The 21,259-nt window shown below is 40.7% G+C and carries 15 protein-coding genes; 6 read left to right on the plus strand and 9 right to left on the minus strand.

Going from position 1 to position 21,259, the window contains the following annotated elements; genetic code table 11:
- Positions 1 to 17: 17 nt before the first annotated feature.
- Positions 18 to 953: a cysteine synthase A gene (gene cysK / locus ACYQ1I_RS05155; RefSeq protein ID WP_459763037.1), complete on the minus strand. Its 936-nt coding sequence runs from the start codon at positions 951 to 953 to the stop codon at positions 18 to 20.
- Between the two features lie 271 nt (positions 954 to 1,224).
- Here cysK and ACYQ1I_RS05160 point away from each other — a divergent pair, with 271 nt between their 5' ends.
- On the plus strand, positions 1,225 to 1,647 hold the full coding sequence (locus ACYQ1I_RS05160) for an RrF2 family transcriptional regulator (RefSeq protein WP_459765300.1): 423 nt from the start codon (positions 1,225 to 1,227) through the stop codon (positions 1,645 to 1,647).
- A 189-nt stretch (positions 1,648 to 1,836) separates the two neighbouring features.
- Here ACYQ1I_RS05160 and nifJ read toward each other — a convergent pair whose 3' ends face one another.
- From nifJ to ACYQ1I_RS05190, 6 genes are all read right to left on the minus strand, one after another.
- Complete coding sequence (nifJ, locus tag ACYQ1I_RS05165; protein ID WP_459763039.1) at positions 1,837 to 5,349, minus strand: pyruvate:ferredoxin (flavodoxin) oxidoreductase; 3,513 nt, start codon at positions 5,347 to 5,349, stop codon at positions 1,837 to 1,839.
- 624 nt (positions 5,350 to 5,973) lie between these two features.
- A complete protein-coding gene (locus ACYQ1I_RS05170; RefSeq protein WP_459763041.1) occupies positions 5,974 to 6,654 on the minus strand; it encodes a BclA C-terminal domain-containing protein in 681 nt (226 codons plus the stop codon).
- A gap of 285 nt (positions 6,655 to 6,939) precedes the next feature.
- Entirely contained in the window at positions 6,940 to 7,656 is a 717-nt protein-coding gene (locus tag ACYQ1I_RS05175; RefSeq protein WP_459763043.1) for an N-acetylmuramoyl-L-alanine amidase family protein, read from the minus strand.
- A 264-nt stretch (positions 7,657 to 7,920) separates the two neighbouring features.
- Positions 7,921 to 8,100 carry an aspartyl-phosphate phosphatase Spo0E family protein gene (locus tag ACYQ1I_RS05180; RefSeq protein ID WP_459763044.1) on the minus strand — a complete coding sequence of 60 codons (180 nt, stop codon included), beginning with the start codon at positions 8,098 to 8,100 and terminating at the stop codon, positions 7,921 to 7,923.
- 467 nt (positions 8,101 to 8,567) lie between these two features.
- Positions 8,568 to 12,005, minus strand: a complete 3,438-nt coding sequence (locus ACYQ1I_RS05185) for a pyruvate carboxylase (protein WP_459763046.1) — start codon at positions 12,003 to 12,005, stop codon at positions 8,568 to 8,570.
- 392 nt (positions 12,006 to 12,397) lie between these two features.
- Positions 12,398 to 13,474, minus strand: a complete 1,077-nt coding sequence (locus tag ACYQ1I_RS05190) for an NAD(P)H-dependent flavin oxidoreductase (RefSeq protein ID WP_459763048.1) — start codon at positions 13,472 to 13,474, stop codon at positions 12,398 to 12,400.
- A gap of 394 nt (positions 13,475 to 13,868) precedes the next feature.
- Between ACYQ1I_RS05190 and ACYQ1I_RS05195 the strand changes: the two genes are divergently transcribed.
- The 4 genes from ACYQ1I_RS05195 to ACYQ1I_RS05210 all read left to right on the plus strand — a co-directional run bounded on the left by ACYQ1I_RS05195 (position 13,869) and on the right by ACYQ1I_RS05210 (position 19,110).
- Positions 13,869 to 14,621 carry a peptidylprolyl isomerase gene (locus ACYQ1I_RS05195; RefSeq protein WP_459763050.1) on the plus strand — a complete coding sequence of 251 codons (753 nt, stop codon included), beginning with the start codon at positions 13,869 to 13,871 and terminating at the stop codon, positions 14,619 to 14,621.
- 328 nt (positions 14,622 to 14,949) lie between these two features.
- Positions 14,950 to 16,965 (plus strand): methyl-accepting chemotaxis protein, encoded by a 2,016-nt coding sequence (locus ACYQ1I_RS05200; RefSeq protein ID WP_459763052.1) that lies wholly within the window; start codon positions 14,950 to 14,952, stop codon positions 16,963 to 16,965.
- A 188-nt stretch (positions 16,966 to 17,153) separates the two neighbouring features.
- Positions 17,154 to 18,497 (plus strand): aminotransferase class V-fold PLP-dependent enzyme, encoded by a 1,344-nt coding sequence (locus ACYQ1I_RS05205; protein ID WP_459763054.1) that lies wholly within the window; start codon positions 17,154 to 17,156, stop codon positions 18,495 to 18,497.
- Between the two features lie 148 nt (positions 18,498 to 18,645).
- Positions 18,646 to 19,110, plus strand: a complete 465-nt coding sequence (locus ACYQ1I_RS05210; RefSeq protein WP_459763056.1) for a DsrE/DsrF/DrsH-like family protein — start codon at positions 18,646 to 18,648, stop codon at positions 19,108 to 19,110.
- 48 nt (positions 19,111 to 19,158) lie between these two features.
- Here the strand turns inward: ACYQ1I_RS05210 and ACYQ1I_RS05215 are convergent, their stop codons facing one another.
- Positions 19,159 to 20,193 carry an asparaginase gene (locus ACYQ1I_RS05215; protein ID WP_459763058.1) on the minus strand — a complete coding sequence of 345 codons (1,035 nt, stop codon included), beginning with the start codon at positions 20,191 to 20,193 and terminating at the stop codon, positions 19,159 to 19,161.
- A 618-nt stretch (positions 20,194 to 20,811) separates the two neighbouring features.
- Here ACYQ1I_RS05215 and ACYQ1I_RS05220 point away from each other — a divergent pair.
- On the plus strand, positions 20,812 to 20,994 hold the full coding sequence (locus ACYQ1I_RS05220) for a hypothetical protein (protein WP_459763060.1): 183 nt from the start codon (positions 20,812 to 20,814) through the stop codon (positions 20,992 to 20,994).
- 44 nt (positions 20,995 to 21,038) lie between these two features.
- Here ACYQ1I_RS05220 and ACYQ1I_RS05225 read toward each other — a convergent pair whose 3' ends face one another.
- Positions 21,039 to 21,242 (minus strand): helix-turn-helix domain-containing protein, encoded by a 204-nt coding sequence (locus tag ACYQ1I_RS05225; protein WP_459763062.1) that lies wholly within the window; start codon positions 21,240 to 21,242, stop codon positions 21,039 to 21,041.
- Between the last annotated feature and the right edge of the window lie 17 nt (positions 21,243 to 21,259).

Here is a 21,259-nt window from a genome sequence, read left to right on the forward strand (position 1 = left end):
TATATGGCTAATATTTTTTATTCCTGATATAAGGCTGTAGATAGGTATCTTTCACCTGTATCAGGTAATATGACAACAATTACCTTTCCTTTGTTTTCAGGCCTTTTGGCAATTTCTGTGGCTGCGTAAAGGGCTGCACCAGAGGAAATACCCACCAGCAGACCCTCTGACCTTGCCACCCTTCTAGCGGCCTCAAAGGCTTCTTCATTTTTCACCTGGAAAATCTCATCGATTATGGATGTGTTTAAGATATCAGGTACAAATCCTGCACCAATTCCTTGAATTTTATGGGGCCCGGGATTCCCACCAGATAAAACCGGTGAATCAACTGGCTCAACGGCCACTACCTTTACTTCGGGATTTCTGGATTTTAAGATTTCTCCAACCCCGGTAATGGTTCCGCCAGTACCGACTCCACCAATAAAAATATCTACCTTACCGTCGGTATCCTTCCAGATTTCTTCGGCGGTGGTTTTTCGATGGATTTCAGGGTTCGCTAAATTTTTAAACTGTTGGGGTACAAAGGTAGGCTCCTTTAATTCCTTCGCCAGCTCTTCAGCCTTTTGAATGGCACCCTTCATTCCTTCTGCCCCAGGTGTCAATACCAATTCAGCCCCCAGGGCCTTTAATAGGTTTCTTCGCTCAATACTCATGGTATCGGGCATGGTTAAAATTAATCGGTATCCTTTAGCGGCAGCCACATAGGCCAATGCAATACCTGTGTTACCACTGGTTGGCTCAATAATAACGGTATCCTGTTTAATCAGTCCTTTTTCCTCTGCATCCTTAATCATGGCATAGCCAATTCTGTCCTTTACGCTGCCTGCCGGATTAAAGCTCTCGAGCTTGGCAACGATCTTTGCCTCAATCTTTTCCTGTTGATTGTAGTTAGCCAGCTCCAGCAAAGGTGTATTACCAATTAATTCAGTTAAGTTTTGTGCAATCTTTGCCATTAAACGATTCCCCCTTTTCATAATGCCTACTTTTCCTACTAAATTTATCGGATTTATTAATATTATTATATTTCATTTACGAATTTTGTCAATAATTTTTTATCAATTTTACCAATTTACTGTTATGATAGAGTTAGAAGATTTTTTTCAGCGAATTTGTTTATAGCAACTTAGGGTTATTTGTCCATTACTCGTTGACAAATGATGCCTATTCCATTAGTATATTGACTAAAGTTGATAAATATTAATAAAGGAGTGGAGAAAACTGAAAATATCTACAAAGGGTAAATATGGTCTGGTGGCAATGGTTGACCTTGCTCTGGAATGGGAAAAGGGCCATGTTCCACTCAACGTGATAGCTGATAGACAGGGAATTTCGGTTAACTACCTGGAGCATCTCTTCTCTAGCTTAAAAAAGCAGGGAATCGTAAAAAGTGTTAAGGGGGCACAGGGGGGCTACTCTTTAGCCGATCATCCTTCTAAAATTACAGTAGGTGATGTGCTCAGGGTCCTTGAAGGGGAATTGGTGGTGGCCGAGGAAACCCTGGAGGACAACCCCATTGAGCGTTGCCTGACTACAAATCTGTGGAATAAAATAAATCAATCTATCAATGATCTGGTTGATCAAATCACCCTGGAGGACATGAAAAATTATTATTTAAAGCAGCAGGATTATTTAATGTATTATATATAGGCCCATTAATGAAATAAGGAATAGTTGGCATCGTACCATTTACCTTTAAAGTATCCGCATGATGTGGGTACTTTTTTATTTTCCCAGAATCAATAGAAAAACAGCATTGCCTCGGCAATGCTGTTTTTCTATAATATTATCATTCTATTGAAAGCTACCGTTTTTTAGATCGTTAAAAACAGTCACCAATTATTGAGCAAGCTTTTTGTAGCCGGCATATCTTTCTTCTGCTTCTTTTTGAGCTTTATCAAACAGCTCTTCGGCTTGCTCTGGGAAGGCCTTCATTAGGGAAGCATATCGTACCTCTCCCATTAGGAACTCTTTAAAGGAAGTCTTAGGCTCTTTTGAATCAAGAATAAATGGATTTTTACCTTGCTCCTTAAGCTCTGGATTGAATCTGTATAGATGCCAGTATCCAGATTCTACAGCCTTTTTAGCCTGTTCCTGGGTCTTACCCATACCAGCCTTAATACCATGGGCAATACAAGGTGAGTAGGCGATAACGATAGAAGGACCATTATAGGCTTCTGCCTCTTTCATAGCCTTGATTAATTGGTTTTTGTCTGCTCCCATGGCAACCTGCGCTACATAAACATAACCATAGCTCATGGCAATCATACCAAGGTCTTTCTTCTTAGTCTTTTTACCTGAGGCTGCAAACTTGGCAATTGAAGCCGTTGGAGTGGCTTTGGAGGATTGTCCGCCTGTATTGGAGTATACCTCTGTATCCATTACCAGAATATTGATGTCTTCTCCTGAGGCTATGACATGATCCAGACCGCCAAAGCCGATATCGTAGGCCCAACCGTCTCCACCAAGAATCCATTGAGATTGCTTGATTAAATATTGTTGCTTTTCAAGGATTTCATCAACTATGGCATTACCCTTGGCAGCTTCCAGCAATGGAAGAAGCTTAAAGGTTGCTTCTTTAGATGCTTTTCCTTGGTCTTTATTTTCCAACCAGAATTTAAAGGCATCCTTTAATTCTGCTGAGAAATCTGCTTCCAGACCAGCCTTCATCAGATCTGCCAGTCTTTCTCTCATTTGCTGTGCAGCCAGGAACATACCATAACCATATTCGGCATTATCTTCGAATAAGGAGTTAGCCCAGGCTGGCCCTCTGCCGTCAGCATTCTTGCAATAAGGTACAGATGGCGCACTACCGCCGTAAATTGAGGAGCATCCTGTGGCATTGGCGATCATCATTCGATCTCCAAATAATTGAGTAATCAATTTAACATAGGGTGTTTCTCCACAACCGGCACAAGCTCCTGAGAATTGGAACAATGGTTGAGAGAACTGGCTTCCCTTAACGCTTTCAATATTTGTTAGGTGAGATTTATCAGTAACGGTTACCGCATAATCCCAGTTTTCCTTTTCTGCAACGATTTGTGGTTCGATTGGCTCCATTACCAATGCTTTTTGTTTAGCAGGACAAATATCTGCACAGTTTCCACAGCCTGTACAATCCAATGGGCTTACCTGAATTTTATATTGCAGCCCTTCAAATTCCTTACCCATTGCCTTTAAGGTCTTGAAGCCTTCTGGTGCATTGGCCACTTCCTTTTCGTCTAACAGAACCGGTCTAATGGCAGCATGGGGACAAACAAAGGAACATTGATTACATTGAATACAATTTTCTGAAATCCATTCAGGTACATGAACGGCAATACCACGTTTTTCATAGGCTGATGTACCTAATGGGAAGGTTCCGTCCTCTGCACCGATAAAGGCACTTACAGGCAGGTCATCTCCTGCTTGGGCATTCATTGGTCTTAAAATATTTTTAATGAAATCAGGCTCTTCCTTGGCAGCAGCAGCTTCTCCCTCAACAACACCGGCCCAGTCTGCTGGTACATCGATCTTAGTTAAGGCGTTTACACCTCTTTCAACTGCCTCGTAGTTCATGTTAACTACCTTTTCACCCTTCTTGCCATAGGAATCTACAATGGCCTTTTTCAGGTACTTAACTGCATCTTCAACAGGAATTACGTCTGCCAGCTTAAAGAAGGCTGCTTGACAAATCATGTTGATTCTTCCGCCTAATCCGATTTCACTGGCGATATCGGTGGCATTAATTGTATAGAAATTAATGTTATTTTGAGCAATATACTTTTTCATTGAAGCAGGCAGCTTGTCGCTTAGCTCTTCTGGAGACCAAATACAGTTCAATAGGAAGGTTCCGCCCTTTTTAAGGCCCTTCAGAAGATCGTATTGGTTTACATAGGCTTGATTATGGCAAGCAACAAAGTCAGCCTCATCAATTAAATAGGTTGACTTGATTGGCTTATGACCAAAACGTAAATGGGAAATAGTTACCCCGCCAGACTTTTTAGAGTCATAGGAGAAATAGGCTTGAGCGTACATATCGGTGTTATCACCAATGATTTTAATGGCACTCTTATTGGCTCCGACAGTACCATCTGAACCTAATCCCCAGAACTTACATCGAATAGTTCCTTTAGGGGCCACGTTAATATTTTCAGCTACAGGCAATGAAGTATGGGTTACATCATCAACAATACCGATGGTGAAACGATCCTTAGGCTTATCTGCCTTAAGGTTGTTGTATACCTCAATAATTTGTGATGGTGTGGTGTCCTTAGAGCCTAAGCCATATCTTCCGCCTACGATTAAAGGAGCATTTTCCTTTCCGTAGAACATTGATTTAACGTCTAGGTGCAATGGTTCAGCAAGGGCACCTGGCTCCTTGGTTCTATCTAAAACTGCAATTCTCTTCACTGTTTTTGGTAATACATCGAAGAAGTATTTTTCTGAGAAAGGTCTGTATAGGTGTACTTTAACAACCCCCACCTTTTCACCCTTTTCCAGTAAATAGTCAACGGTTTCTTCAATGGCATCGGTAACAGAGCCCATAGCAACTATAATATTTTCTGCATCGGGTGCGCCATAGTAGTTGAATGGTGCGTAGTGTCTACCGGTTAATTTGGAAATCTCTTTCATGTAATCATTTACAATGTCGGGTATTGCGTCATAGAACTTGTTAGATGCTTCCTTTGCCTGGAAGAAGATATCAGGATTTTGAGCTGTTCCCCTTAATACAGGGTTATTTGGATTTAAAGCGTTATTTCTAAAGGCCTTTAGTGCCTCCCAATCAAGAAGCTTTTCCAGCTCATCGTAGCCCAGCACTTCAATTTTTTGTACCTCATGGGAGGTTCTAAATCCATCAAAGAAGTGTACAAAGGGAACTCTACCCTTGATTGCTGATAAATGGGCAATACTTCCTAAATCCATAACCTCTTGAACACTACCAGAGGCCAGCATTGCACATCCGGTTTGTCTTGCAGCCATTACGTCGGAATGATCACCGAAAATTGAAAGGGCATGTCCTGCTATGGCACGAGCACTTACATGGAATACACCGGGTAATAATTCCCCTGCAATTTTATACATATTGGGAATCATTAATAAAAGCCCCTGAGAAGCTGTAAAGGTGGTTGTTAATGCACCGGCCGCTAAAGAACCATGTACGGCACCGGCTGCACCAGCCTCTGACTGCATTTCAGTTACTTTAACTGTTTGACCAAAAATATTTTTTTGACCAAAGGAGCTCCATTCATCTACATTTTCTGCCATGTTTGATGAAGGAGTAATAGGGTAAATTGCTGCAACATCAGTAAATGCGTAAGCACAATAGGCAGCAGCAGCATTACCATCCATGGTTTTCATCTTTCTTGCCATTTTGTTTCCTCCTTTAATTTTAATTATGCCAAAAAACATTGGATTAAATAGTAAAAAATTATTAAATAATTTTTGACGTGTATGTTGTCAGACCAGTAAAGGCTGTTTGTTGTCTTAACATTGCATCAAAAATTAAATAATGTGTATCTTGTATACCTCTTCTATTATATAAAAAAATTTGAATGATTTATAGTGAAATTTTTGGAACAGTTCTATATTTTTTTACGGAAAACGTTTTCCTTCCCATTCCGACAACAAATTTTCTTTTTCTTCCAGAAAAATTATTATTAGTAATTACTCTGGAATACAGTATTTTAAATTTACTGGTCGATTTTACTTTTTCTCTTTCATTGTATCAAATATATAAATATATTCAAGCCCAGATGTAAAAATTTTGTCAGCCCCTGGCAATTAGGTACTAGGGCCGATAAAACAATACAATATAAAGACGATCTAATTTACTCATTAATTTCTTCATATTCTTTAATATTCCTGCTTAATTCTTTATTTATATGAAGTAATTATTCCATTAATGGTCAAAAAGACTTAGAAGACCTGTTAAAGCAGGCCTTCTATTACCAGGGATAACCTAGAATTTAATTAATATGGTGTTCTAATAATTATTTAATCTAATTTCAGAAGGGTGATGGTTGCCCCGACACCGCTTTGTAAAATGGCTACTCCCAGTATACCGAATATCTCTAGGGATATGCTGCTTTCTTCTGTTAATTCCAGCATCACCTCGGCCCTGAAGGTGTTCATAGCGTTAATTGGTTCGATGGTTGAGGCCTTAACAGCCTCCCCATTAACCATTAGTCTTGCTCCTAACATTTGTGCTTCAACCAGGTTAATGCTATAGCTAATATAGTATCTTCCGGTTGACTGAACACTGAATACAGTATTATCTTGGTTAATGGTAATATCGTGGGAAAAGCTCTGGGAATCGGGGAAGGGTACGGCGGTTCCGGTTAAAATTACAGCGATGGTTGCTCCATTACTATTGGCAGCAAAGCCAGCAGTTTTTTCTAATGAAGCAGCTGTAGGCTGTGCTGATTCCAACGAGGCCTTTGGTACAGACTCCTCTACTGTTTCGGGAGGCTTCGCCGATTCTGTAAGTTTCATTGATCCCTGTCCCTTAAAAATCATTATTCCGTAGCCCTTCATCTTGTCTAGCTCCACCTGTTCTGTATTCCACCAGGGTTTAGAATATTTACTGTATAAGGTACTGCTTCTCTTAATTTCTCTACGGCGGGAGCCTCCAAAATAATCACGATCATTTTTAAACTCAATATCCATCACACGCATGTATCCTTCCTCTCCTTTAATAAACTTTATCATTAATCAATTTCTTACTTTTTTATTGAATTCAAAGGCATTGAAAGGTATCCTATTAGTATAGAAATAAACGTCATACTTGAGGTTATTTTATGCTGATGAAAACAAAAATGTACCATCGTCAGGATTGAAAAACAACTACAACAAAGAATAATATCGTTATATCAGTAATACAACATATTTTGGGGTATTAGAAATAGCCATTCAATCTTTATGATCAATGGCTACCCTTTTTTCTGTTATTGCTATATGGTTTCATTTTTTTTCTGTTAAATAATTGATTATTCCCTGGGCCATGGCACGGGCCATTTGATATTGATATTCTTCACTTTGAATTAGCTCTCGATCTAAACTATTGGTAATAAAGCCTATTTCTACAATTACCCCTGGAATCTTTGACTCCCTTAATACATAATAGTCTGCTCCACTGATTTGAACTTTAATTTGATCAGTTTTTAGATACTGATTAACAACCTGCTCCTCAATGGAAACCTGGATTGCTTCAGCCAATTGTCTGCTGGCTGTAGCATTAGGATAATGAAAAATATAGATTCCCCTTGAATTGGAATTTTTATGGGCATTCACGTGGATACTGACAAAAAGTGCGCCGTCGTTATCTATTATTTCCTTTCTGGCATGCAAATCTCTTTTATATCGAGAGGCCCTAAGCTCACTTTTCGATTCCAGGGAAATATCTTCATCCCTAGTCATAACCGTTTCTACATTAATCTCCTTCAATATGGCCTCAAGCTTTAACGCAACTTCAAGATTAATATCCTTTTCCAACAGGTCACCATGGCTAGAACCTCCGTCAATCCCTCCATGTCCAGGATCAATGACTACGGCCCCTGTTGAAGTATTATTAAAAATCGGCCAATATTGTGAAGTTTTGCTAAACAATATCGCTATTGCTGCCATCAGAAAAATAATAATCGTAGAAATAACTCCAATTCTCTTCCAATGTAACTTCATAACAATAAAAATATTTTTATGATACAAGCTCCCAACCCCTTTTCAAATCTATAATGTAGTCTATTCACACAGACCTCGTTATATAATTGAAAAGATAGCTTTAGCCCTATATATTTTACTACCTTCTTTATTTTATTTTCTTCCTATTACTATTTAATTTAAAGTCAGGGAAGAAAGAGAATTTTATTATAATACGTATTATGAGAAATGAACAAAGGGTAGTGTACCCAAGAATTTATATCGAACTGTATTTCACTAAAAGGCTTATTTTTTTGCAGACTTTTTGATGTATTCCATCAGCAGGTCATCCAATGTCTGACTTAATTTAATAATCTCTTCATTAAATGCATGCTTGTCGTTGCCCCTGATCATTTGATTTAGCTCAGCCCTTACCTCCTCTATTTTTATCTTGAGCATTTTTATTTCATCATTTACATTTTCCATTAAAGCTTACCCTCATTTCCAATTATTAAAAATTTTATCTAGTATATTATAGTAAATTTTTTCCTGTATTACCAACATTATATTTGCATATTAATACTATAGCATAAACAACTTTTATTCTCACCCTTTATCTTTATAATTGTTTTAATTTTGAATTTCACTCTTTTAGGGCATTAATACCAATAATCAAAAATTATGCTGTCATTTAAATTTTCTAAAGGAATACTTCGTTCTTTTCTATTTAATATTATACGCAGTTTACCTATTCTATTGCCGAGCCCTATTTCCCTCTAAATTTTTAGCATAATACTAAGCTTTTTTGCATAAATTGTTGGTTTAATCGGCCCAAACAGAACAAGCATATACCCCCATTTTAAAAACATAAAAAAGCCGGCAACCTTTAGTTTAATTAACATTTGGGTTGACCGGCCTTTCTGACTCCTTTAATTTAGGTGCATACAGCGAAATTATTCCCTTAGCTTTAAGAGCAGTTCTCCTGCCTGCACCTGCTGGTTCTCTTTAACAATCACCGAATCTACGATCCCGCCTATAGTGGACTGAACGTTGGTTTCCATTTTCATGGCTTCAATGATCATCAGGCTTTGACCTTCCTTAACGGTATCGCCTTCCTTTACCAATATCTTTAGTACGGTTCCGGGTATGCTGGCCCCGACTTCAAGCTTGTTTTCCGGGTCTGCCAATTGAATAAAGCTCTGTTGCTTTTCAACTCCACTGGCCTTATCGTGGATCTTAATTTCTCTGCGGTTTCCGTTTACCTCAAAGACCAGCCTGCGGTATCCATCCAGGTCTACCTTTCCGATCTCCTGCAGTTTAATAATGAGTATTTTCCCTTCTGCAATCTCTACTTCACAGGTTTCACCCTCATGGAGACCATGAAAAAATACATCGCTTCCCATCCGGCTTAAATCTCCATACTCTTTTCTATAGTTTAGATAATCTTCAAATACCTTTGGATAAAGGGCGTAGCTTAAAATATCCTTCATATCAGGTGTCATGTCAAAGTTATTTTTAAGATGCTGATTAATCCCTTCAAAATCCTCAGGCTCAAGCAGCTCACCAGGCCGACAGGTTATGGGTGTTTCCCCCTTTAATACCAATTGCTGAAGCTCACTTGGGAAGCCTCCCATTGGCTGGCCCATCATTCCTTTGAAATAGGCCACAGCAGAATCGGGGAAGGGTAAGTCCTTTGCCTTTTCTAAAATATTGTCGGGGGTTAGATCATTTTGAACCATGAAAATGGCCATGTCTCCCACCATTTTGGAGGAAGGGGTAACCTTGACAATATCGCCCACCATTTCATTGACTGTTTTGTACATTTCCTTCACTTCTTTAAAGCGATGACCCAGCCCGAAGCTCTCAACCTGGGGCTTCAGGTTAGAATATTGCCCCCCGGGAATTTCATATTTATACACTTCGGTGGTACCCGATTTTAGCTCTGATTCAAATTGACTATAGACTGGCCTTACTGCACTCCAATAGTTGGATATTTCCTCTACGGCTTCCAGATTAATCAGGGTGTCTCTGGAGGTATTTTCCAGGGCAGCCACAATGGAATTGAGGGCTGGCTGGCTGGTTAGGCCCGACATGCTGTTAAAGGCGGTGTCAACTATATCCACCCCAGCTTCGGCAGCCATTAACAGAGTTGCCACACCGTTGCCGCTGGTATCGTGGGTATGAAGGTGAATTGGAATACTGATTTCCTGCTTCAGGGCCTTAATGAGCTTTTGGGCTGCGTAGGGCTTAAGCAGGGCAGCCATGTCCTTAATTCCTAAAATGTGGGCTCCTGTTTTTTCAATTTCCTTAGCCATATCTACATAATATTTTAATGAATATTTATCTCGGGTGTTATCTAAAATGTCTCCTGTATAACAAATACAGGCCTCTGCAACCTTCCCGTTTTGAATAACCTCCTCAATGGCTACCTCCATTCCCTTTAACCAGTTGAGGGAATCAAAAATTCTAAAGATATCTATGCCTGAATTGGCAGATTGCTTGATAAATTCACGGATTACATTATCAGGATAGTTCTTATAGCCAACCCCATTGCTGCCCCTCAGGAGCATTTGAAATAGTATGTTGGGAATCTTTCTTCTTAGCTCCTCCAATCGCTCCCAAGGAGATTCCTTTAAAAAGCGGTAGGCCACATCAAAGGTGGCACCTCCCCACATTTCAATGGAGAAAAGCTCCTTAGCCAATACCGAGGTGGCCTTGGCAATTTTAATCATATCTCTGCTTCTTACCCTGGTGGCCATTAAAGACTGATGGGCATCCCTCATGGTGGTATCGGTCAATAACAGGCTTTCCTGCTGTTTAATCCATTCAATCAATCCCTGGGGCCCTTCTTCATCCAGAATCTGCTTGGTTCCCCTTAAATCTTCCGGCCGAACCACCCTGGGTACCACAGGCACATCAAATTCCCTTTTTACACCAAGGGTTTCATTGACAATTTTATTGCCCAAATATTTTAATACCTTCAGTTCTTTATCAGATTTAGCTGCTATATCAAACAACGAGGGATTTTCTGCTATAAAATTTGTATGACATGCTCCTCTCAAAAAATCCTCATGATTTAGTACATTAATTAAGAATCCGGTATTGGTTTTTACTCCTGAAATCGATAATTCCTTGATGGAACGGGTTGATTTTCTGACGGCATCTTCAAAGGTTCTTGCCCAGGAGGTTACCTTTACCAGCAGACTGTCATAATAGGGACTAATAACAGCTCCGGTGAAGCCATTCCCCCCATCAAGTCTAATACCAAAGCCTGAGCCGCTTCGGTATACATCTATTTTTCCAGTATCAGGGGCAAACTGGTTCATTGGGTCTTCCGTGGTAACACGACACTGAATGGCATAGCCCCTGGGCTGAACTGCGGCCTGGGAGTCAATTCCCACCTCATTGGAATGTAGAGGGTATCCCTGGGCAATTAAAATTTGACTCTGAACCAGGTCAATGCCTGTAACCATTTCGGTCACGGTATGCTCCACCTGAATTCTGGGGTTCATTTCGATGAAATAGTGGTTTCCATGTTTATCTACCAGGAACTCCACTGTTCCAGCGTTGCTATAGTTAACAGCCTTTGCAATTTTGATTGCATCCTGGCAGATTTCTTCTCGTTTTTGGTCTGTCAAGGTAATGGCCGGGGTAAATTCGATGACTTTTTGATGTCTTCGTTGAATTGAACAGTCTCTTTCATAAAGGTGTACAATATTGCCATACTGGTCACCTAAAATTTGAACCTCAATGTGCTTGGGCTTTTCTAAATATTTTTCGATAAAAATATCTTCTACACCAAAGGCCTTTTTAGCCTCATTTCGTGCGCTATAGAAGGCCTCAATCAAACTTTCCTCCCGATGAACGATTCTCATTCCTCGACCGCCACCCCCGGCAGCCGCCTTAATCATGACAGGATAGCCGCAAAAAGCTGCAAATTCCCTGGCCTCCCTTTCAGTAGTGATGGGCCTTTCTACTCCCGGTATAACAGGAACCCTGGCTTCCTTAGCCACCAGCTTAGACTGAATTTTATCTCCCAGCTTTTCAATCATGCCATAATCCGGGCCAATAAAAACAATTCCTGCTTCCTTACACTTCCTTGCAAATTCAGGATTTTCCGCCAAAAAACCGTAGCCCGGATGAATGGCGTCAACTCCCTTCTTTAACGCCAGGTTAATGATTTCGTCAATGCTTAAATAGGCCTCCACCGGGCCTTTGTTTTTTCCAATCAGGTAAGATTCATCAGCCTTGGTCCTGAAAAGGGAAGTCTTGTCTTCATTTGAATAAATTGCAACAGTACGAATACTCAACTCTTTGCAGGCTCTAAATATACGTATGGCAATTTCGCCACGATTGGCAACCAGCACTCGCTTAAATTTTTGAATAGCCATGACTCCTAACACTCCTAATCCTTCAAATTTTTAAATTTTATAATACTATAATGTATTTTTATTCGCTTGTATTCATATTTATCTGAACTAATATTAAGATAAATTATATAATAAAATTCCTATTGTTTCAATCATATTTTATCAATTCAACATTGGCGTCTTCCACTTTTTTCATTATTAAAAATTCACATTAAATCTTTTTCCCTTTGCAATTTTTTTAATCATATGAAATATTTTATTTTTATCCTTCAATTTTCATTTATTGATGGCAGTTTTTTACACTGCTATTATACCACGGTTAATAGATTAAGATTCCCTTAATAGCATATTGTTCCGATTAAAAAGCCAGCCCTTCAGGTATACCGAAGGGCTGGCTTTTTAAATAGGGGCTTTTATATAAGAGCTAGCTCAGCTTCCTGGACAAGCTCCCTAAGCAGCTCCTTTACCTTTACTATTTTCTTTAGTCGATAGGCATTACTGCCTGTAAAAATCAACCCATTATCTGTATCTCCTTCAACGGCCTTAATTAACGCCGTTGAAATACAATAGAGGCTTTCAGCGGGCTTACAGGGACGTAAGCATTGATAGCATTTATTGATAGGCTCCTTATCCACCGACACTCGTTTGATAAATTCGTTTTGAATAGCCCTTCCTGGCATACCAACAGGGCTCTTCACCAGCTGAATGTTTTCCTTTTCTGCCCTTAAATAGCAGTCCTTATAGGCCTGGCTGGCATCACATTCCTCGGTGGCAACAAAGCGGGTTCCCATCTGTACACCGGCTGCCCCTAACCTCAGGTATTGTGCTACATCACTCCCGCTGTAAATTCCACCGGCAGCAATCACAGGAATTTCCTTACCACTGCCTTCCCGATAGGGCCTTAAGGCCTCTATGACATCCTTAATTATTTCTGTAAGGCTTTGATGCTCCTTATTCTTAAGGGACTCCATGGTAAAGCCTAAATGGCCCCCCGCCTCTGGCCCCTCTACAATCACTAAATCTGGAATATAATCAAACCTCTTTTCCCAGAGCTTAGTAATGAGGGCTGTAGCCTTGCCCGATGAAACAATGGGGGCAATTTTTGTTTTAGAACCCCTGACCAGGGCAGGTAGATCTGTTGGCAAGCCTGCACCTGAAATAATTAGATCTATTTTTTCCTCAACAGCAGCCTTAACCATCTCTTTGTAGTTGTTAAGTGCCACCATTAGATTTACCCCCAGAATTCCCTCAGGACTCAATTCCCTTGCCCTTTGAATTTCTTTTTTTAGTCCCCGTATATTGGCTTCATTGCAATTGCTTTCAAAATCAGGCTCCCGAAAGCCTATCTGAACCCCCGATATAATTCCGACAGCCCCCTCGTTGGCAACGGCCGAAGCCAGCCTGGATAGGGAAACACCAATGCCCATTCCCCCTTGCAGAATAGGAACACTTGCTATTAGCTCACCAATTCGTAATGCCGGTAGTTTCATTCAATCTTCTCCTCACTAAGAATATTTTTTAGCAGGTCTGTCTTTACTGTCCCATTAATTTTGTCTTGTATCAAGTATATCGACTTCTATCTGTCACGTCAAGAAAATATACTGAAACTGTCAACGATTAATGTCTTGTATGCAGCTTATTTCAATGCACATAGCATTATTATCTGATATTATTACTTGATCATAATAACAATTCATATTTTCTTATTTTGTATCATTAACTTCCCAGGGTAAATTAATACCTTCATAGTTATTTTTTTAGGCGCCTACTTTCAATATCGCAAGGAAATTGAATGCAGAGGGCCTTTATTGGTTTATGTTATTTTACACGACGGGCTTTTTTTGATATGATGGCATAGAAATCTATTAAAAAGGAGCGTTATTAATGGAAAAAAACCAGGTACTGGCCACAGTCGGCGGAAGGAAAATTACCCAGGCAGACGTAGAAAGGGTATTGAGGAGTCTTGATTCCCAAAGGGCCTTGCAGTTCTCTTCAGAAGAGGGGAAAAAGAAGTTAGTTGATGAATTAATTTGCCAGGAGTTGTTTTATCTTGATGCCAAGGCCAATCAGCTTGATGAGCAGGAGGACTTTTTAAAGGAAGTTGAGGCTTTGAAGGAAAACTTTTTGAAGCAATATGCCCTTAATCTGATTTTAAAGGATGTCAGCATTAGCCAGGATGAAGTTCGAGCCTACTATGAGGAGAATACTGAGCGATTTGTTAATCCTGAATCAGTTCGAGCAAGTCATATTCTTGTGGCCGATGATGCCGCTGCCGAAGCCGTAATTGCAGAAATAAACGAAGGGCTGTCCTTTGAGGAGGCTGCTAAAAAATATTCTAAGTGTCCTTCTAATGCCAAGGGCGGTGACCTTGGTTTTTTCACCAGGGGCAAAATGGTTCCAGAATTTGAGGAGGCGGCTTTTTCAATGGCTCCCGGTGAAATGACGGGGGCTGTTAAAACCCAGTTCGGTAGCCATATCATTAAGGTACTGGAAAAGAAACCCGCTGAAACAACACCCTTTGATGCCGTTGAACCCCAGTTGAATCAGCATTTGTTGGCCCTAAAGCAGCAACAGGTTTATTATGACCGGGTAGAGGAGCTCAAAAACCAATATCAGGTGGAAATGAATCCTTCATAATTAATATAGGTCTTCTTGACCCCACTGAACATTCAAATGTTCAGTGGGGTTTTTATGTTTAAAGTCCTATTTTTTTCTGGTGCTGTAGAAACATGTTTGTTTAGGTCGAAATATGGTATATGATTAAAAACAATTGTTTAATTGAACGTTCAAATTAAAATGTCATTACAAAAATAGAAGGTAGCAAAATATTTTGCCCTCAGCTGGTTATTCTTCACAATACATATGGTAATTCCATTCAATCATGATTAATTTTTCCATAATTTCTAACTGCTTTATCCCTTGAAAACGTTGCAATAAAATATAAAATCAAAAGGAGTGACTTATCATGAAATCCATTAAAAATAAATTGATTATAACCTTTACGGTACTACTTGGTATTACATCGCTGGTTTTAGGATTTGTTTCTATTGGCTATGGGTCAAAGGCCGTAAGGGCCGAGGCAGAGCGAGGCATCGAATTGGGAATTGCGAGCGCTGCCAGGCTGCTCCGCTCTCAATTAGATGAACAGCTTTTTTACATGGAGGCCATAGCTGCACAGGATATTATATTAGATAATAATATGGCCTGGGAGGACAAGGTTGCCTACTTTGAAAGGGAAGCTAATCGAAGCGGCTATATTAGCTTTGCCTTTGCCGATCAGAATGGCCAATCAATCAACTTTGATACTGAAGGTACTAAAGCTGATGTTAGCGACCGCCCCTATTTTATTGAAGCGATATCTGGGAAGCCTGCTGTTTCAGATTTGCTGGTCAGTCGTATTTCTGGCGAGGTTATCGTAGTCTTTGCTGTTCCCGTCAGGCAAAACGGCAATATTGTCGGTGTACTTTACGGCCGAAGGGATGGAAATTCCATCAGTGAGTTTGCTTCGGAAATAAGCTACGGTGAAACGGGCTACGCTTATGTTTTAAACAGTGATGGTACGATTGAGGGCCACCCCGATTATAATCTGGTTATTGAACAAACCAATATGCTGGAGGCAAACCGTGACAATCCTGATCATGCAGCCTTTGTCGACCTGCTGGAAAATAAAATCCTCAAGGGAGAGCTGGGCATTGGCGAATACACCTATAATGAAGTGCAGCGTTTTGTGGGCTATGCCCCTATTGAAGGAAGCAACTGGATGGTTGTTTTAAGTGTAGAAAGCAGCGAAGTGCTGGGAAGAATTAATCAACTAATTATAATTCTATTAGTCAGTGTAACCCTTATCATTATATTAGGGATTACGATTACCTATTTTGCCAGTAGCAGTATCAGTCGTCCTATTGTTTTATTAACCAAGCATATAGAGAAGCTTTCTGACTTTGATTTAACCGCTGATGAAAGCCAGGCTGACAAGGCTTATTTAAGCCGTAAGGATGAAATTGGAAGGGTCACCAGAGCCCTGGATATTATGCAGCGAAATTTTGTGGATCTGATACAAAATGTGGAACGGGTTTCAAAGGAGGTTTCTGTAGCTTCCCAGGAATTGACCGCAACCAGCCAGCAATCGGCAATGGCTGCAAATGAAGTTGCTACAACGATTGAGGAGATCGCCAGGGGAGCATCTGACCAGGCCAGAGATACTGAAAATGGGGCGACGGCCATGCTGGAAATGGGCCAGTCCTTAGAACAAAATCAAAGCTATATGATGGATTTAAATGCTTCATCGGATCAGGTTATTCAGCTCAAGAATGAGGGAATGGAAACCATCAGAGTATTGGTGGAAAAGACCGATGAAAGCAATCAAGCTGTAGCCGAAATCTACGGGGTCATTACCGATACTGACGAAGGGGCCCAACAAATTGTGGCAGCAAGTCAAATGATTCAAAGTATTGCTGATCAGACTAACCTATTGGCACTAAATGCCGCCATTGAAGCCGCCCGGGCAGGCGAAGCCGGCAGGGGCTTTGCGGTGGTAGCTGATGAAATAAGAAAGCTGGCCGAGCAATCAAGCAAATTTACCGATGAAATTAAACAAATCGTTTCAGATTTAATTCTGAAAACAAACAATGCTGTTTCCACCATGCAGCAGCTTAAAACAGATATCATGCACACTCAGTCGGTCAGCGTTAAGGAGGCCAAGGAAAAATTTGAGGGAATTACTGAAGCTGTAGAAGTCACCAAGGATATTATCAATAAGCTAAACCTTTCGAGTGAAGGTATGAATGACATGAAGGATCAAATGCTACAGGTTATACAAAGCCTGTCTGCCATTGCAGAGGAAAATGCCGCAGGAACAGAGGAAGCCTCAGCTTCTACCGAAGAACAAACGGCAGCCATTGAAGAGGTGGCCAATGCCAGCCAAGAGCTTGCCCAGATGGCCCAGGATCTTAATGGGCTGATCAGTAAATTTAAACTATAAGAAGCCATCCTTATCCTTAGCAGAATTGTATAGAGCTTTACCAGATCGGTACGCCTAACATGTAATCGGTGTACTGATCTTTTTTGATTCAGTAGTAAGGTACCAATGAAAAGTATATCATTACGTATCACATAAAAATGACTGCTACATAAAATGATTAGAAAGAAAATTTTGAGTAGGTGACAGGAATGGTCTATAAAAAGGAAAATCTGCCTTATCAGCACCTGGTTTTAGGTAATGAAACAATGGTTCCCCTAAGAAATGGTCAATATGTAAAGGCAGTCAATTTTGATAATGCCGCCACAACACCACCCTTTTTAAGGGTAATGGAGGAAATTATCAGTCTTGCTCCATGGTATGCCTCTGTTCACCGGGGATCTGGCTATAAGTCTCAATTTGTTTCTCGATATTATGAGTCTGTCAGAGAAACAGTAGGCCACTTTATTAAGGCTGATTTAAAGCGAGATACGATTTTATTTGTTAAAAATACCACCGAGGCCATTAACAAGGCTGCCTATTTGCTAGCTTCAGATAATCAAAGGAAGGTGGTATTAACCTCGGCCATGGAGCATCACTCTAATGATTTGCCCTGGCGTCGATTCTTTCAGGTGGATCATATTGCTACCGATGCCAAGGGAAGATTATCAATGGATGATTTGGAGCTGAAGCTGAAAAAGTATAACACCAGCCTAAGGCTAGTGGCCATAACAGGAGCCTCCAATGTAAGCGGCTATAAGAACCCCATACATAGGATTGCCGCCCTTGCCCATCAATATGGTGCAGAGATTTTCGTCGATGGCGCACAATTGATTCCCCACTCGCCATTTGACATGAAACCCCATCATACTCCAGAACACATAGACTATTTGGCCTTCTCCGCCCATAAAATGTATGCTCCCTTCGGAACGGGAGTCTTGGTGGGCCCTAAGCACCAACTGTCAAATAAGGCCCCCCATATGCCCGGTGGCGGCACGGTTTCTTTGGTGACTCCCCACAGTGTTTACTGGAGCGAGCTTCCCCAGCGGGAGGAGGCCGGAACCCCCAATTTAATGGGGGTGGCCGCCCTTAAGGCAGCCATTACCTGTCTTAGGGAAATGGGGCTGGAAAATATTGATTCCCATGAAAAACGTCTAATGGCCTATGCTATGGAAGGCCTCAAGGATATTCCGGGCCTGAGACTCTATGGTGATGTGGAGAATCTTGATCAGCGGGTTTCAATTATCCCCTTTAATCTTGAGGGCTTTCCCCATGATCTATTGGCTAAAATCCTCTCAATGGAGGGAGGAATTGCCCTGCGAAACGGCTGTTTCTGTGCCCAGCCCTATATACAGACCCTTATGGGAATTAGCCAGGAGGAAATTGATTTAAGAATTAAAGATCCTACTCTGTATCATCCAGGCATGGTTCGTATTAGCTTCGGCTGCTACAATACCTATGAAGAAATAGACCGGCTCGTCTATTTGCTAAAACATATTTCCACCTTTTCATCCTATTATTTTGCCCATTACCAGGGTATTCCCGACTATTTTTAGAATTTTTCCCGCCAGAACCCTGCATTATTTAAATATTTTTAAGCTCCTGGGGCACACTAGATTTAAATAAATACAGGTGGCCCATAGGTTATTTAGCCTCAATGGGTTATACCAGTTGAAGGAGGAGCTGTTTATTTTGTCACAGAAGATGAATTTAATCATGTTCAGTGGGGATTATGATAAGGCCATGGCTGCATTAATTTTGGCAAATACCGCCCGTGAAATGGGGGTTGAGGTTACCATGTTCTTTGCCTTCTGGGGCCTTTTTCTGGTAAGGGACCCTGAAAAATATACCCTGGAGGACAAAAGCACCTTTGAAAAACTCTTTGGTATGATGACACCCAAGGGGCCTGAAGAACTGCCTCTATCAAAGATGAACTTTGCTGGAATCGGCAAGGAAATGCTCAAGGAGATGATGGATGAGGATGATGCCCCCAGTTTGTCGGCCTTTTTAAAGGGTGCCCGAAAAAAAGAGGTAAAATTCTACGGGTGTAAACTTTCCGTTGAAATAATGGGGTTAAAGGAGGATGAGTTTATTCCTGAATTACAGATCGTTGATGCCAAGGAATATTTAAAGGATGCGCTACAGTCTAATATGCAGCTATTCATTTAAAAAATGAGCTTCTGGAAATGGCCCTGCCATACAGAAGCTCATCTTCTATTACTTTCCCTTTTCCCACGGGAATTCCTGCCCTAGCCTAACGTCTGCTTGAAAAATAGCTGAAGCATAACCAGTCACTGTACCCCTGTGGTTTATTATTGGAGAATAAGCCCATTCCCTTAAGCCATTTACCGTGGCTTCATCCAGTACATTTAATTTCTTTAACAGCCCCACCACGGCAGGATACAGGGCCCGTTCGTTGCCATCGGCCACCTTGATGGCAATTCCCAGTCCAGATTCCGGCAAGGCAACGGCATAAACTCCTTCGCCGCCTATTTTTCCCAACACCCTTCCCTTTCCATGTTTCATCAGCTCGGTACAGAATTCCCCTTCACCGCTAACCATTTCCGGATGAGTCAGCATAGCTCTTCTAATCAGCCTTAAACCCGAACCATACCGATCTGTACTTTGCTCATCGGCCAGTCTGGCATAGAGAAAGGCCAGCTGCCGCAGGGTCATGACAAAGGCAGGAACACCGCAGCCATCAATCCCCACGGGAATTGTTTCTTTTTGAACCATCAGCAAATCAGCCAGGGTTTCATGAATAAGCTGCTGAACGGGATGCTGCGCCTCAATATAGCCCTTTGTAGGAAAGTCATAATACTTGCACAGGGCCAGCATGGCTGCATGCTTTCCCGAACAGCAATTGTGTATTGGTAAAGGGTCTTTTCCCTGCTCGATCAGGGCCTTTTCTTCCTGTTCATTGTAGGGCTGGGCACTGCCGCAGTCCAGGTCATCCTCTGTAAGGGAAAGTTTTTTAAGAAATAACCGAACTGTTTCGCAATGAAAGGGCTGACCGCTATGGGAACCACAGGCTATAGCCAGCTCCTTTAGGGTAACGTCGTATTTATCCATTGCCCCCGACATGGCCAGGGGCAGGGCTTGAAAGGGCTTTGCGGTTGAACGGATATAGATTAGGGTTTCAGGGTTGCCCAAATGAAACTTTAAATTTTTATCCTGGTCTAAAACACAAATCATACCCCTGTGGATACTCTCAATTAATTGATTTCGGGTCACAGCAACCAATGGTTCCATAAATCACCTCATTATACAGGATAGAGCTTTTATTTTTCCCTCTTTTTAACTTTTTATAAACGGACCTGCTGCTGCATTTTTAAGATTGAATATTACAATTTTATGACAATTCCAACTTTTGGTTGTATTATTTCCTATTTTAGAATATAATACCTTTGTAGGTAAAAACCCACAAATTATTCTTTAAGAAAAGGAGGTCGTGTGAAATGATTAAAAATGCAGGCACTGTTATAGAAAAAAATTCAATGTTTATTTTTACACGGCCTATGTCTCAGTTTAAATAGGTTTTTAAAACTATTTATTACGTTTGATGAGCCATAGGTTGTGTAAGCTTCCTATGGCTATTATTATGTACAAATACAGGATGCAGTATGTCTTTTTTTGCTGACTCCATGTTTTTTTCATGCCATAGGGAAATCTCTGTGGTTTTTTTGTGTCAAAAATAAAAAGGAGGGCATATTATGCTTTGGTGGGAATATCATATCTAGGGAGTATAATTTTGAATTTTTTACCAAATACTAAAGAGGAGGTTATTAGCATGAATGTATATTTAAGGTTAAAGGAAATTTTTGAGGATTGTTATTTATGAATTAACAAATTCAGGAGGTTATTATAAGAATGTCAATATTTAATTTTTCGGTAAAACTGAGTCATTTTAATATAAATGTTAGTATCGACAAGGTGAAGCACCGTATGGAAAACAGGGAAAAAGCCTACCGTCGAGAAGAAAGGCTAGAGCATGCCCGTATTCATCGGGAAATGCTTCAGGCCCAATTTCACAACATGAATTTATTTAATTAAAAATAGCTTCAGGCGGCAGACCTTTATCTGTCGCCTGAAGCTTTTTACTCAACATCTATAATTATTTCATCCACCTTTATTCCTAGAAATCTGGCAATGGTAACGACCTTGTCGAGGGAAGGATTTAACTTATCGCCCCTTTCCAGCTCTTCTATATAGCTCTTGGATATTTTAGTAAAACGAGCCATATCGCCGGCGGTATATCCCTTAGAATTTCTCATCTCCCTAATTTTCAATCCATTTAACATTGACAGCCCTCCATTAT

Source organism: Alkaliphilus crotonatoxidans (genome assembly GCF_054658015.1).

What these genes read in the sequence shown, in the direction of transcription:
- ACYQ1I_RS05180 (WP_459763044.1), bottom strand. Translation starts at nt 8,100, where the DNA reads ATGGAAAATGTAAATGATGAAATAAAAATGCTCAAGATAAAAATAGAG.
- ACYQ1I_RS05225 (WP_459763062.1), bottom strand. Translation starts at nt 21,242, where the DNA reads ATGTTAAATGGATTGAAAATTAGGGAGATGAGAAATTCTAAGGGATAT.
- ACYQ1I_RS05190 (WP_459763048.1), bottom strand. Translation starts at nt 13,474, where the DNA reads ATGAAACTACCGGCATTACGAATTGGTGAGCTAATAGCAAGTGTTCCT.
- ACYQ1I_RS05210 (WP_459763056.1), top strand. Translation starts at nt 18,646, where the DNA reads ATGAATTTAATCATGTTCAGTGGGGATTATGATAAGGCCATGGCTGCA.
- ACYQ1I_RS05205 (WP_459763054.1), top strand. Translation starts at nt 17,154, where the DNA reads ATGGTCTATAAAAAGGAAAATCTGCCTTATCAGCACCTGGTTTTAGGT.
- ACYQ1I_RS05195 (WP_459763050.1), top strand. Translation starts at nt 13,869, where the DNA reads ATGGAAAAAAACCAGGTACTGGCCACAGTCGGCGGAAGGAAAATTACC.
- ACYQ1I_RS05220 (WP_459763060.1), top strand. Translation starts at nt 20,812, where the DNA reads ATGTCAATATTTAATTTTTCGGTAAAACTGAGTCATTTTAATATAAAT.
- nifJ (WP_459763039.1), bottom strand. Translation starts at nt 5,349, where the DNA reads ATGGCAAGAAAGATGAAAACCATGGATGGTAATGCTGCTGCTGCCTAT.
- ACYQ1I_RS05185 (WP_459763046.1), bottom strand. Translation starts at nt 12,005, where the DNA reads ATGGCTATTCAAAAATTTAAGCGAGTGCTGGTTGCCAATCGTGGCGAA.
- ACYQ1I_RS05170 (WP_459763041.1), bottom strand. Translation starts at nt 6,654, where the DNA reads ATGCGTGTGATGGATATTGAGTTTAAAAATGATCGTGATTATTTTGGA.
- ACYQ1I_RS05175 (WP_459763043.1), bottom strand. Translation starts at nt 7,656, where the DNA reads ATGAAGTTACATTGGAAGAGAATTGGAGTTATTTCTACGATTATTATT.
- cysK (WP_459763037.1), bottom strand. Translation starts at nt 953, where the DNA reads ATGGCAAAGATTGCACAAAACTTAACTGAATTAATTGGTAATACACCT.
- ACYQ1I_RS05215 (WP_459763058.1), bottom strand. Translation starts at nt 20,193, where the DNA reads ATGGAACCATTGGTTGCTGTGACCCGAAATCAATTAATTGAGAGTATC.
- ACYQ1I_RS05200 (WP_459763052.1), top strand. Translation starts at nt 14,950, where the DNA reads ATGAAATCCATTAAAAATAAATTGATTATAACCTTTACGGTACTACTT.